We start from the raw sequence: 12,763 nt of genomic DNA, 5'->3' as shown, positions 1-12,763 counted from the left end.
TTAACCTTTCTTTCCATCAATACTAATTGGATTAATGTACTTTTATACTTTATGAATCAAGAGCAAGTTTTAGAAAAGCAGGATCAACTTAAAGCTACTATTATAACACTCGTTATAACAGTAATTTTATTTTCCATCTTTTTTTATGTTCGTTATCAACAACCATTCCTACAAGAACCCGCTGGAGGTGAAGGCATAGAAGTTAATTTAGGTGATGCTGAAACAGGATATGGCACAACGCCTCCCACTTCAATTGGAGAAACAGCTCAAGAACAAAATAATACAAACAACAGCCCTTCTGAAGAAACCGTTTCAATTCCTGAAAACAATCCAACAGAAGAAGACGTTCCTTTAAACAAGCCTGCAGTTAATACTACCAGTAAACCAACTAATGCTAACAGCATTGTTCCACCTAACCCAAAACCCAAAGCTGTATTTACTGGCAACAATAGCAAAGGCAGCGGAGGAAATTTAGCAGACAGCTATAATGGAGTTACAAATCAAGGTATAGCTGGGGGAAAAGGAGACCAAGGAAAACCAACGGGAAATATTAATTCAGATAGTTACCAAGGGAATGCATCAAGTGGCAATGGTGGTTTAGGTGGTACAGGTGGCGTTGCAATAAAAAGCGGCTTAGGTGGAAGAAAAATTACCAAATTGCCTTCATTTGAAGATGATTTTAATGAAAATGCAAAAGTAGCGGTTGATATTACCGTAAATAAATCAGGCGCTGTTTTAGAAGCTGTTATCAATTTAAAAGCTACAACTACAACCAATCAACGCATTCGAAATATTGCAATTCAAAAAGCAAAAACACTTCAATTAAGTGAAGGTAATGCTAATGAACAAACTGGTACTTTGGTGTTTAATTTTAAACTTAGGAATTAATAATTTTGCATCTTTGCAGCAGTATGAATTACGCTGAAACTGTCTCCTATTTATTTAATCAACTTCCCATGTTTAGTAAAATTGGGGAAGCTGCATACAAAAAAGACCTCACCAATACACTTGCCCTTTGTAAAGTGTTGGGTAATCCACATAAAAAGTTTAAATCAATACATATTGCAGGTACCAATGGTAAAGGATCTACTAGTCATATGTTGGCCGCCATTATGCAAGCAGCTGGATTTAAAACAGGGCTTTATACTTCCCCTCATTTGTATGATTTTAGAGAGCGAATAAAAATAAATGGAATATGTTGCTCAGAAGACTTTGTTATCAACTTTACCCAAAGAATACAAGACCAAATTGAAACCATTGAACCTTCTTTTTTCGAAATAACCGTTGCAATGGCTTTTGACTATTTTGCAGTAAACGAAGTAGACATTGCCATCATTGAAACTGGATTAGGAGGTAGATTAGACAGCACGAATATAATTTTACCCGAATTAAGTATCATTACCAATATAGGGATGGATCATATGAACTTATTAGGGAATACATTAACAGCAATTGCGGGTGAGAAAGCTGGAATAATAAAACCCTTGGTGCCTGTTGTTATTGGAGAGTCTAATCTGGAAACCTTACCAGTTTTTATGGAAGCTTCAAAATCAAGTCCTATCTCATTTGCAGAAGACCAACGGTATATTAATGATTGGCTTTATCAACAACCATTATTAAATGTTACTGTTGTAGATAAAAATAAAAACGAATACCAGCATTATGCACTTGACCTAACTGGATTTTATCAAACAAAAAATCTACTAACAGTTTTAGAAGCTTGTTCTGTATTACAACAACTAGGTTGGGATATTCAAACGAATCATATAAAAGAAGGATCAAGCAATGTCAAAAAATTGACAGGGCTTCAAGGAAGATGGGAAATTATTCAAGCAAACCCAACTGTTGTTTTAGATGTTGGTCATAATGTAGATGGCATTAAAGCAATCCTAACACAATTAGACCTTAGCAACTTTAAACAATTACATTGGATAATGGGCATGGTAAAAGACAAAGACATCCAGGCTGTTTTAGAATTGTTGCCCAGCACTGCAACATATTATTTTACAAAAGCAAGCATTCCTAGGGCGCTAGATGAGCAAGTATTACTTCATCAAGCAAAAGAATTTGGATTAACTGGCGCTGCATTTAGTGATGTTAATAGTGCAATTAAGGCTGCAAAAGAAAACGCCGACTTATCCGATTTAATATTGGTATGTGGTAGTGTTTTTGTTATTGCAGAGGTAGATAGAAATGAGCATTGATTTACGTTTTTAACCACCCCAATTTAATTGCTGCTGCATACATTGCGCCAACTTGTGCCCCATGTGTAAAGGAATTTTGTAAAAGTTTATGGAGGAATTCATCCTTATGAACTAGAACTAAATTGATGTCTTCATATTGATCAAATGAAGTTTTCCCAGTTGGTGTAAGTTGTGTAGCCAGGTAGAAATGAGCTCGATTATTTTCTAATGGAGGATTGGGATAAATAGAATATAGCAATTCAAAATGATTGGATTGATAGCCTGTTTCTTCCTCCATTTCTCTTTTTGCTGCAAACATTGGATCTTCACCTGGTTCAATCATTCCACCTGGTAATTCAAGAGAAACAATACCAGCTGCATGCCTGTATTGTTCTACCATCACTAATTCATCCTGATTGGTCACCATTACTACATTGCAAAAATCTGGTACCGCAATTACAAAATAAGGGTCAATGATTTGCCCATCTGGTAATTCACAAACTTCTTCCTTTACCTGCATCCATTTTTTTGCATACACAATAGTTGATTGTTGAACAATCCAAGGCTTTATTGACTGTTGCATATTAATAAACAATTAGTTTGTCAAGTCTCATCAGTGCATATAAAATGGTACAAGTTTGCATTGATTGTATAAACTTTTGGTCTTTAAAATGGGCAATAAAATCGTCCCATTCCATTTCAATTACTTCAACTTCTTCTTCGGTATCTCTTACTGCGCTAGGGTCTTCCTCACCACCTGTTGCTAAGAACATATGCATTACATTAGTATTGGTGGTTGGATTGGGTGAAATCTTGCCTAAGTATACTATTTCATCAAATTGATATCCAGTTTCTTCTAAAAGTTCTCTTTCAATTGCACTTTCTAACATGGTATCTGTAGCATCTACACAACCACCTGGCAGTTCTAATGCAACAGTATCTAATCCTGGCCTATAAATCTTTTCAACAATGACCGTTCCCCTTTTGGTGATAGCCACTGCTGTTGCATAATCAGGGAAACCATAAACATAAAACGGCTCAATAACTGAGCCGTCATTTTTTTGATAACTATTCTTTCTTACGTCTGCCCACTGATCTTTTACTAATTGCTCAGATTGCAGCAGTTTCCATTTATTTATTGAAGGCATTACCAATTATTTTTTTCTCTTAACATTTTAATATGAGCTGTATGGTGTTTTCCATGCCATGCATACATACCCAATAGATACCATAAACTCATATCCTTTTGACTGGCAGGATGATACACTTTTCGCTCCCATTGAGCAAGTGTAAGATCTTTAACTGCAAAATGCCATCTTGTATGTAATGCATGCAATAAGGTAACTGATATATTAACTGGCAGATGTTGAACATCATTCAACAAAGTCCATGCATTTTCATCGTATGGCTTAATGGTTGGAGTGTCTTCAGTTAATCCTAGCTTAAACCTGCAATAGGCATTCATATGACTATCTGCCAAATGATGAACGACTTGATGCAAAGTCCAACCACCGGCTCTATAAGGTGTATGCAACTGTGCTTCATCTAAATTCAACAATGCTTGCTCAATTTCTTTGGGTAAAAATTGAATATCGGCTAACCACTTATTTTTTTGAGCTTCAGAAAAGGGCAATGGTTCAAAATGCCCTATTGGATAACGTTCATTAATCATACTATTAGTTTTCGGCTCTTAATTCATGACCAGTAAGTTGAATAAATACATCTTCTAAGTTAGCATTCTTTACCTGCTTTGGCCTTTCAAAACCACTTGCAACTAAATCGTCTATTAATTTATCGGGAGAAGCCATTGCTATTACTTTACCGCTATCTATAATGGCAACTCTATCACAAAGCACTTCTGCCTCATCCATATAATGGGTGGTAATAATTACAGTAGTCCCCTGCAATCGGATGTCTTTAATTAGATCCCACAAATTTCTACGAGCTTGCGGGTCTAAACCAGTTGTAGGTTCATCTAAAAAAATAATCTTAGGCTTATTAATTAAAGTGGTAGCAATAGAAAATCGTTGTTTTTGTCCACCACTTAATTCCTTGTATTTAGCTTTTGCTTTATCTGTTAAATTCACCATATCCAATAAAGCAATTGGGTCTGTTGGTTGATTATATAATCCAGCAAATAATCGGATTAATTCAGTTAAATTAAGATTGGGATAATAACCAGATGTTTGTAATTGCACACCTATTATTTTTTTGATCTCATTGGGGTCTTTGTCTAAATCAAACCCTGCAACATGAATAGTACCACTGGTTTTATCTCTTAAAGTTTCAATAATCTCTAATGTAGTTGACTTCCCTGCTCCATTAGGACCTAATAAGCCAAAAATCTCTCCTTCCAATACCTCAAAATTGATTCCTTTAACCGCATGAAAACTGCCGTACTTCTTATGCAGGTCTTTAACACTTATGATAATACTACTCATATTTAAAATTTATAAACTAAGCCAGCCGATTGTTTCCCTAAACCCAATGAAACAGTTGATTTTTTGTATTGATTATTAAACAAGTCTACTGCCGAAAGCAAGTGGTTTTGACCTACTAGGGTGAAATATCCTCCAGCTAAAGAAGCAACAAAGCCAGAACCAATTAAAGTCCATCCCATTCCTTTATTTGAACCCGACAAATTGTTTATTCCTATTAATAATGCAATAGCACCAGAAAAACTTAACACTTGACCTGTAATTTTATTTGACTGATGTTTTTGAAATGATTGGATAATTTCAGGATTTCCAGTTCTATAAAACAGCTGTTTAAATTGATTACTTCCTTTGTAAATACTATCATTAAAAACAATATTATTGGGCTTTGTCATTGCTGTAAAACTCATTTCACCCTTGGGCAAAGCTTGTTGTGCAACAACAAACTGAACCATTAAAATGCTTATCAAAACAAAAAAAAATTGCTTAGTCATGCTTGTTATTTTATGCCAGCAATTTCAGCCAGCTCTTCCATCATTAATTTACTACCAATAAAAAGAGGTGTTCGCTGGTGCAATGAAGTAGGCACAATATCTAAAATTCTTCCAATTCCATCGGTTGCAACCCCACCAGCAACTTCCAAAATAAACGCGAAAGGATTGGCTTCATATAAAAGTCGCAATTTGCCCCCCGGCTTTTCAATGGTTCCAGGATACATAAATATCCCTCCCTTAATTAGATTCCGGTGAACATCGGCAACCATACTACCAATATACCTTTGCGTATAAGGACCGCCATTTTCTTTTGTTTTTCTTTGACATCCGTCTATATATTTTCTCACACCTTCATTGTATTGAAAGAAATTTCCGTGGTTTACAGAATAAAATTTACCTGTAGGTGGGCAAGTGATATTTGGGTGGCTCATTGTAAATTCCCCAATAGATGGATCTAAAGTAAAGCCATTTACACCCCTTCTAGTTGCATAAACAAACATGGTACTTGATCCGTATACTACATACCCTGCAGCAACTTGGTTTTTACCAGGCTGCAAAAAATCTTCTTTGGTACAAGGCTTCCCCAACGGGCTTACCCTTTTATAAACCCCAAAAATGGTACCAATAGACACATTCACATCTATATTCCCGCTTCCATCTAATGGGTCAAACAATACTACGTATTTGCTATTGTTACTTATTTCATCGTCAAATACTACAAAGTCATCCATTTCTTCACTTCCTATGCCCGCACAACTGATACCATGTTGCAGTACCCCCATGAACTGATTATTGGCAAAAATGTCTAGCTTTTTTACATCTTCCCCCTGCACATTAATACTTCCAGCATCGCCAAGTATATCTACTAATCCTGCTTTATTCACTTCCACATTTACTCGTTTTGCTGCTAAAGCCATATCCCTTAGTAATCTGCTTAATTCTCCCGTAGCTGTTGGGAATTGACGTAATTGTTGTAAAGTAAATTCGTCTAGTGTTAATACGTTTCTATTAATACTCATATGGTGCAATTCGTTTACATAAAGATAGTAATTGGGCGTGTACGCAGCGTATATTTGTAGGTATATTGATTAGTATAATAAGCTTTAGATTATGAAAATCTTCAAATTTGGCGGCGCAAGCGTAAATAGTGTTGAAAGAATAAAAAACTTAAAAAATATTGTACAGGAATTTAGCAATGAACCTTTGGTAATTATTGTATCTGCAATGGGCAAAACAACCAATGGTTTAGAAAAAGTGGTCAATGCATTTTATAAGGGTAATAAAGCCGAAGCTTTAGAATTATTCAATATTGTTAAAAATCAGCATTTAACAACTGCAAAATACTTGCTAGTATTTAAATACAATGACTGTATTGCGCAATTAAACGACTTTTTTACAGAAGTTGAATGGTTGTTGCACGACAAACCAGTAAGGTCATACGACTATTATTACGACCAAATTGTTTGCATAGGCGAATTATTTAGTACCTGCCTTATTAGTCATTACCTAAATGAAGAAAATTTACTGAATCAATGGCTAGACGTTAGAGACTTACTAAGAACCGACAACAACTTTAGAGAAGCTGGTGTTCAATTTGATTTTTCCGCAGAAAGAATAAAACAAGCATTACAAAAATACGAGGGCAATATCACTATAACCCAAGGATTTATTGGGGCCACAGACGATAATGAAAGTACTACCCTTGGCAGAGAAGGTAGTGACTATACCGCTGCCATTTTCGCAAATATCTTAGATGCCGAAAATCTTACTATTTGGAAAGACGTAGAAGGCGTCATGAATGCAGACCCAAAAGCATTTAGTGAAGCTCAACTAATTGACGAAATAAACTTTAATGAAGTAATTGAAATGGCTTATTATGGAGCACAGGTCATTCACCCTAAAACAATAAAGCCGCTTCAAAACAAGGGAATCCCTTTATTGGTAAAATGTTTTTTAAACCCCCAATTAAAAGGGACCATCATACATAATAAGTTGGTAAAAAACCTTCCCCCTATTATTGTAGTAAAAATGAATCAAGTGATGATGCATTTAAAAACCAAAGATTTTTCTTTTATAGGGGAAGCTCCTATGAGTAGATTGTATGAAATTTTTGGCTCATTAAAAGTGAAACCAAACCTTATTCAAACCGGGGCAATAAGCTTACAATTATGCTTAGATGATCACGAAGAGAAAATAAATCAGCTAGCAAACGAGTGCAGTACCTTATTTGATGTACAGTTAGAAAAGCAACTGAATCTATTAACTATCAGACATTATAATGTAGAAATAGTGAATGAATTACTGAATAAAAAAGATTTACTATTAGAACAAAAAACAAAGGAAACCTTACAATGTATTTATAGAACTGCTTAATACCAATTAAAGATATTTTTCAATTGTGGCGTAAAGCTCATCTTGTTTAAAAGGTTTAACCAACACTTCGTTTATACCAGAACTGATGTATTCATCCAAATCATCTTGAACAATTGTTGCAGTTAAGCCAATTATTGGTATGTTTCGTTTTGACTCATCGGTAAATTGTCTAACAAGGATGGCAATTTCATCTCCAGTTAATTTGGGCACATTAATATCCGTTAAAATAATATCGTATTGATTGTCTTTAAATAACTGCAGCCCAATTTCTCCATCTTTTGCAATATCATAAACAATACCCACTTTCTTTAATAACATGGTCAACAACATGATATTTACGTCATTATCTTCTATAACTAAAACTCGCTTATCTTTCAGGGAAGAAGAAATCGGATTCATTGCTGTTAACTCTTTTTCGTTCTCTACTTTGTCGCTTGCAACTTCATAAGGAATTGCAAAGGTAAACACAGATCCTTGATTTAATTTACTTTCTACACCAATGGTACCTCCTTGTAGCTCTACCAGCATTTTACAAATAGATAAACCAAGACCAGTTCCTTTTATTGCTCTTCGAGTATCTTTACTAGTACTATTATTAGTTACTTGGGTAAATTCTTCAAATACAGTTTTAATTTGATCATTGGGTATCCCAATACCAGTATCAGCTACAGCAATTTTTATCATTACTTGCTTGTCTGTTTTCCCAGAAATATTTGCAATGATTGTTACACTTCCTTTTTCTGTAAACTTGATGGCATTACTCAATAAATTATATAGAATCTGCTTAAGCCTAAATAAATCTCCTTTTACCGCAAGGTTTTTATCTAATTCAATAATGGTATCTACATTAATGCTTTTTTTTGCAGCACTAGTTGAAGAAAGAGCAAATGCTACTTCTTCAATAGCTAAAGCAATATGAAAAGGCTGCTTCTCTAATTTTAGTTTTCCAGCGTCTAATTTTGAAAAGTCGAGTACATCATTTACTGTAGATAGCAAATGTTCCGATGATGTTTTGATTGCGTGTAAATAGTTTTTCTTTTCATCATCCTTTTCAATTTTATCAATTATTTCAGTGAATCCCATGATAGCGGTGAGCGGTGAACGAATCTCATGACTCATATTACTCAAAAATCTGCTCTTAACCTGGGCCAACTTTAGCGCCCTTTCTCTTGCCTCCAATATTTCGTTCTCATAGTTTATCATTTTATAAATATTGTAAACTAAAACTCCTACAATAAATAAAATGATTAAGAGTGAAACCCAAAAGAATTTTTGAATAACATCTGTACCTGTCACTGCATTTTTAAAAATAGTTGCATTTAAGTTCTCTCTAAAAGCATCTTCTTTTATTAAAACAGTTTTTAATTGTTGATTATATTTTGTTAATGATTTACCTAAAGAATCAACTTCACTCTTATTCTTTAAATCTACCTTATTCTCTCTTAAACGATTGGAAATCTGTTCAAATTCAACTATCATTTTTGGTAAAGATTGCTCCTTATTTAGCAGTATGGTTATTTGGGCTGCTCTACCACTATCACTTTCCATTTTCAACATTTTTAAATGTTCTATTGCTTTATCAATAGACATTGCAGAAAGTTTACTTAATGAAACTGCTCCTGTTTGAGTAAAGCGTGAAAACACCAACTCGGCTTCTAATAACTCATCACTAGTTGTTCTAAGAATACTGATATTCTTATTTTCAATACTGAGCGTGTCTATTGAATTTTTTAAAGTGATAATATTTCGAGTGTTAATTACATTCAAAAAGAGAATGGAAACCACTACTACTAAGCACGCTATAATTAAGATGATATTTGAAAAAGAAAGTTTTGCCCGCTTCATGAATGCAATAATTGAACATTAAACCAATTGGTTTCCAGCGGCTAAAAGGATAATAAATGAGTCACAAAATACAAAATAATCGGATATAAACTTATCTGGCAATTACTTTATATACCCCTTTTTCATTAATTCCAACAATGGGTAATTGTTTGTATTGTTCAAAATAATCAAAAACTTCTTTTAGTTGATTGGCAAAAGCCTGGTATAAATTGTTTTGAGAAGTATGAGTTTGCAATACCTTAAATGAGTTTTCATTGGTGAATCTAACAGGAAAAATGTGCACAGGAATAAAGTCTTGACCTTGTTTACGAACAATATTAGCTAATACATACAATTCCTCAATTGGATTATTTAAAATAGGAATACAACCAACTGTTGCACATTTACCATGTATATAAATATCTCCCCCAGGGGCTTTACTATCCGTAAAATATAAATCACTTTGATTAGGGTAATTAATTCCTAATGAAAAATGATAATCGCTATTTGGATTAAATTCATTGATATAATAAAACCCTTCTGGTACTTGCAAATCGCCTTCTTTTCTTTTGGGCCCTAGTTTACCCGATAGGGCGCACACATTATAAGTTTTAAATAAAGTAAATGGCTCGGTCATTGCATTTCTTACCCATATTTCTAACTGTCCATCTTGCTTAAAGCTTCTTATATACAATTGCTTTGCCGGCCAATTAAGCGATGCTTGTGCAAATTGTTTTTTTAATTGCTTTTCTCGTTTATCAAAAGCCAATTGCTCTTTTTTTGTTAACCCAGATTGAGCAAATGCGTTCTGCTTTTTGCCCGAAAAGAGTAAAAAGAATAGAAACAGTTTGAAAAAATGTTGCATAGTATGCTATCTGATTAAATTCCCAAAATAAATCGCATTCATAAACATTTTAGAAGTTCCTAACCAAAATGCCCTGAAATTCAAGTTGTCTACCATTGAGATTACCCTACCTCTTCCTACATTATCTACATTAATTGCTGCCGTATTTTTTACTACATTTTTATATCCTCTATATAAATAACCACTCTGCAATGGTTGATCTGTATACATAACGGGAGAATCATATGCGCCATTGTTTTTGTCCATAAATAAAGTATTCGACTTAAATATGGTTACAGAAGAATTGCTATACCCGTATCCTAATGGATGAGTTAAATCTACTTTTGCCTCAAACAAAGAGCCCGCCATATCTTTTGCTCTGGTTTCATCTGAACGTAAAAAATAAGGCAATTGCAAAGTCGTATCTCTTTTGTCATCACCCGATTTAAAAATTGTTTTGGTGAACCCATTTGTAGAAAGCCATTTGGTAGCATCTTCTGTAGCAATTAAAGTTCCCCCAGCTCCTATCCAATCTTTTAGCTTCTCTTGAGCGCTCTTGTTCAAATTATTATAAGCACCCGAAGCCATGATGATAACATTGTATTTATCGGCATTAATTGAAGCAAATCGATCCACATCTACTATGCTTACAGGTACATTAAATCTAGTATCCATCATATGCCAAATTTCTCCTACATCGGTTGCGCTGGTTCCAACACCTCCAAACATCATTACTGAAGGCATTTTTAAATGAACAAAACTATTGCTACCAATGTCAATTCCATCTGCAGAAAATCCGGAAGGTAATGCGTAAGCATCTACGCCTGTTTCGGCAATGGCATCTTTAATAATTAATTCAAGTGCATCACCGCCTTTTGATTGTAAACTTGATGGTATTACAATAGTGCCATAATCAAATGCCTCTAATTTATTATTAATAAGCATCTTAAATACCTTTGTAGCTACTTTTGTTTTAATCCCTTTTGCTTGAAGCCTATACAATACTTTAGGGCTGTAATATTCATTCCATTTAATAGCATAAGCATAAGCATTTTTTGAGCCATGCAAAGTTGATTTTAATGACTCAATTGATGCGAGCTTTACATTATTAATTGAAATAGGCGTTTTAATTTCAGCATAGGGCAGTCCGAAAGCCAATGGCATTGTCCAGGCTGTAACGTCGTAGAATAAACTGTCTTTGTAATTGAAGGTCTTTTCAAAAACTGTTTTAATTATCTTGAATTGCTTTTGGGCGGTTGGGATCACAAATGCCGAACCAGGTTTGAAGGTTTTACCATCAATTGCCATTTCTGATTGTAGCGGATAAATATCCACTTCATGCCTTAAAAGCATTTCAATGAAAATATTGGTCTTAGCCTTATCCTGCGCATCCCCAATAACAAAGGCTTTCACTGGAAAACCTTCAGCCTCTTTAATGGTCTCTTTAAAGAAAGAACGCTGATAATTCAACATTTGTTTTCTGAGTCCATTAGCAGCTGCCAATGTAGACAAAGTAGTAGTAAACTGGTTGCGAATAGTAAAAGGAAAACTTAGCAAGCCATTCTCTGTTTCTTGTAAATGTCCACGACTACTTGCTTGCTCAAATAAAATACCTACAGCACCATTAATATCAGGATAAGTAGAGCCTTTCCCGTAATAAAAATCATCGTACCCCTCTTTAGTAAAATACATAGAACCAATGCTGTCTAAAAATTTAGCATGGTAGTTACCAATTGCTGCTGTTAATTCTTGATTTTTAGCAGGTGTATTAGGGTTTACTCTTGATGGAACACCAGGCTGAAAAAAGAAAGAAGAGTTGCTTCCCATTTCGTGGTGATCGGTTAAAATATTGGGTTTCCATTGATGGTATAATGACAATCTATTTCTACTTTCCTTGTGTTGGGCTGGCAACCAATCGCGGTTTAAATCGAACCAATAATGATTGAATCTACCACCTGGCCAAACTTCATTAAACTCTCTTGCGTTCGGATCTGCAACAGGGGTAAAACTCTTGTGCATATTTACCCAACTAGCAAATCGATTTAAACCATCCGGATTAAAAGAAGGATCTAAAATAATTACCGTATTTTTCAGCAACTCATCTACGGCATTTCCTTGTGCTGCGGCTAAATAGTACATAGCTAATAAAGAAGCATTTGCACCACTGCTTTCATTGCCATGAATACTATAGCCCATCCAAACCACAACAGGCATATCATCTGTATTTAATGACCCAGACTTATCTGGATTAGACAATGCAAGGTGTTGTTGCCTTATCTGTTCTAATTTTTGATGATTTTCGGCGGATGTTATAATCAAAGCCAATTGTTGACGACCTTCATTGGTTAAACCCAATGGCCTTAAGACTACTCTATCCGAAGCTTGATCTACTGTTTTTGCATACTGTACCAGTCGGTCATGTGTAACATGCCATTCTCCTACTTCATGCCCAATAATATTGGCTGGAGTAGGTATTGCAGTATTATACACTACATTTTTAGGCAAATAATAAGACAGGTCTTGGGCCTGAACAAAATAACCAACCAAAAAAAGCGCAAACAATAAACAAAATTTCTTCATTACTTAGGTTTTGTGCCGGTAAGTTACTGA

At 34.7% G+C, this 12,763-nt stretch carries 12 protein-coding genes; 3 read left to right on the top strand and 9 right to left on the bottom strand.

Translation table 11 applies throughout. The annotated features are described in order from the left end of the window. Positions 1 to 51: 51 nt before the first annotated feature. Together Q8S25_RS09825 and Q8S25_RS09820 are read left to right on the top strand one after the other, a co-directional pair. Positions 52 to 888, top strand: coding sequence for a hypothetical protein (locus Q8S25_RS09825; protein WP_305537238.1), 837 nt, complete (start codon positions 52 to 54; stop codon positions 886 to 888). Between the two features lie 23 nt (positions 889 to 911). After that, positions 912 to 2,204, top strand: coding sequence for a folylpolyglutamate synthase/dihydrofolate synthase family protein (locus Q8S25_RS09820; RefSeq protein ID WP_305537236.1), 1,293 nt, complete (start codon positions 912 to 914; stop codon positions 2,202 to 2,204). A gap of 1 nt (position 2,205) precedes the next feature. Here the strand turns inward: Q8S25_RS09820 and Q8S25_RS09815 are convergent, their stop codons facing one another. Genes Q8S25_RS09815 through fbp form a run of 6 tightly spaced genes read right to left on the bottom strand, consistent with a single transcriptional unit; the run spans position 2,206 to position 6,131 of the window. Then, on the bottom strand, positions 2,206 to 2,766 hold the full coding sequence (locus tag Q8S25_RS09815) for an NUDIX hydrolase (protein WP_305537234.1): 561 nt from the start codon (positions 2,764 to 2,766) through the stop codon (positions 2,206 to 2,208). A 1-nt stretch (position 2,767) separates the two neighbouring features. Then, positions 2,768 to 3,331 carry an NUDIX hydrolase gene (locus tag Q8S25_RS09810; protein WP_305537232.1) on the bottom strand — a complete coding sequence of 188 codons (564 nt, stop codon included), beginning with the start codon at positions 3,329 to 3,331 and terminating at the stop codon, positions 2,768 to 2,770. Further along, positions 3,331 to 3,855 (bottom strand): YfiT family bacillithiol transferase, encoded by a 525-nt coding sequence (locus Q8S25_RS09805; RefSeq protein WP_305537230.1) that lies wholly within the window; start codon positions 3,853 to 3,855, stop codon positions 3,331 to 3,333. The genes Q8S25_RS09810 and Q8S25_RS09805 overlap by 1 nt, the downstream gene beginning before the upstream one ends. A gap of 4 nt (positions 3,856 to 3,859) precedes the next feature. Beyond that, positions 3,860 to 4,624 carry an ABC transporter ATP-binding protein gene (locus Q8S25_RS09800; RefSeq protein ID WP_305537228.1) on the bottom strand — a complete coding sequence of 255 codons (765 nt, stop codon included), beginning with the start codon at positions 4,622 to 4,624 and terminating at the stop codon, positions 3,860 to 3,862. Between the two features lie 2 nt (positions 4,625 to 4,626). Continuing rightward, positions 4,627 to 5,112: a hypothetical protein gene (locus Q8S25_RS09795; protein WP_305537226.1), complete on the bottom strand. Its 486-nt coding sequence runs from the start codon at positions 5,110 to 5,112 to the stop codon at positions 4,627 to 4,629. A gap of 5 nt (positions 5,113 to 5,117) precedes the next feature. Then, the gene (fbp, locus tag Q8S25_RS09790; protein WP_305537224.1) at positions 5,118 to 6,131 is read right to left on the bottom strand and encodes a class 1 fructose-bisphosphatase; all 1,014 of its coding nucleotides are present in this window, start codon (positions 6,129 to 6,131) and stop codon (positions 5,118 to 5,120) included. Positions 6,132 to 6,222: 91 nt separating this feature from the next. Between fbp and Q8S25_RS09785 the strand changes: the two genes are divergently transcribed. Then, on the top strand, positions 6,223 to 7,485 hold the full coding sequence (locus Q8S25_RS09785) for an aspartate kinase (RefSeq protein WP_305537222.1): 1,263 nt from the start codon (positions 6,223 to 6,225) through the stop codon (positions 7,483 to 7,485). A 6-nt stretch (positions 7,486 to 7,491) separates the two neighbouring features. Here the strand turns inward: Q8S25_RS09785 and Q8S25_RS09780 are convergent, their stop codons facing one another. The 3 genes from Q8S25_RS09780 to Q8S25_RS09770 all read right to left on the bottom strand — a co-directional run bounded on the left by Q8S25_RS09780 (position 7,492) and on the right by Q8S25_RS09770 (position 12,733). Next, positions 7,492 to 9,330, bottom strand: a complete 1,839-nt coding sequence (locus Q8S25_RS09780; RefSeq protein WP_305537220.1) for an ATP-binding protein — start codon at positions 9,328 to 9,330, stop codon at positions 7,492 to 7,494. A gap of 91 nt (positions 9,331 to 9,421) precedes the next feature. Then, a complete protein-coding gene (locus Q8S25_RS09775; RefSeq protein ID WP_305537218.1) occupies positions 9,422 to 10,174 on the bottom strand; it encodes a murein L,D-transpeptidase family protein in 753 nt (250 codons plus the stop codon). A gap of 6 nt (positions 10,175 to 10,180) precedes the next feature. After that, the gene (locus Q8S25_RS09770) at positions 10,181 to 12,733 is read right to left on the bottom strand and encodes a M14 family metallopeptidase (protein WP_305537216.1); all 2,553 of its coding nucleotides are present in this window, start codon (positions 12,731 to 12,733) and stop codon (positions 10,181 to 10,183) included. Positions 12,734 to 12,763: the final 30 nt, after the last annotated feature.

Source organism: Sediminibacterium sp., from assembly GCF_030695065.1.
GTDB lineage: Bacteria > Bacteroidota > Bacteroidia > Chitinophagales > Chitinophagaceae > Sediminibacterium.
Note: the sequence above shows the minus strand (reverse complement) of the source record. Positions and strands in the feature narration are given on the sequence as shown.

Excerpts from the sequence above, each read along its gene's own strand:
- fbp (WP_305537224.1), bottom strand. The coding sequence starts at position 6,131 with ATGAGTATTAATAGAAACGTATTAACACTAGACGAATTTACTTTACAA.
- Q8S25_RS09785 (WP_305537222.1), top strand. The coding sequence starts at position 6,223 with ATGAAAATCTTCAAATTTGGCGGCGCAAGCGTAAATAGTGTTGAAAGA.
- Q8S25_RS09805 (WP_305537230.1), bottom strand. The coding sequence starts at position 3,855 with ATGATTAATGAACGTTATCCAATAGGGCATTTTGAACCATTGCCCTTT.
- Q8S25_RS09815 (WP_305537234.1), bottom strand. The coding sequence starts at position 2,766 with ATGCAACAGTCAATAAAGCCTTGGATTGTTCAACAATCAACTATTGTG.
- Q8S25_RS09780 (WP_305537220.1), bottom strand. The coding sequence starts at position 9,330 with ATGAAGCGGGCAAAACTTTCTTTTTCAAATATCATCTTAATTATAGCG.
- Q8S25_RS09795 (WP_305537226.1), bottom strand. The coding sequence starts at position 5,112 with ATGACTAAGCAATTTTTTTTTGTTTTGATAAGCATTTTAATGGTTCAG.
- Q8S25_RS09825 (WP_305537238.1), top strand. The coding sequence starts at position 52 with ATGAATCAAGAGCAAGTTTTAGAAAAGCAGGATCAACTTAAAGCTACT.
- Q8S25_RS09820 (WP_305537236.1), top strand. The coding sequence starts at position 912 with ATGAATTACGCTGAAACTGTCTCCTATTTATTTAATCAACTTCCCATG.
- Q8S25_RS09800 (WP_305537228.1), bottom strand. The coding sequence starts at position 4,624 with ATGAGTAGTATTATCATAAGTGTTAAAGACCTGCATAAGAAGTACGGC.
- Q8S25_RS09810 (WP_305537232.1), bottom strand. The coding sequence starts at position 3,331 with ATGCCTTCAATAAATAAATGGAAACTGCTGCAATCTGAGCAATTAGTA.
- Q8S25_RS09770 (WP_305537216.1), bottom strand. The coding sequence starts at position 12,733 with ATGAAGAAATTTTGTTTATTGTTTGCGCTTTTTTTGGTTGGTTATTTT.
- Q8S25_RS09775 (WP_305537218.1), bottom strand. The coding sequence starts at position 10,174 with ATGCAACATTTTTTCAAACTGTTTCTATTCTTTTTACTCTTTTCGGGC.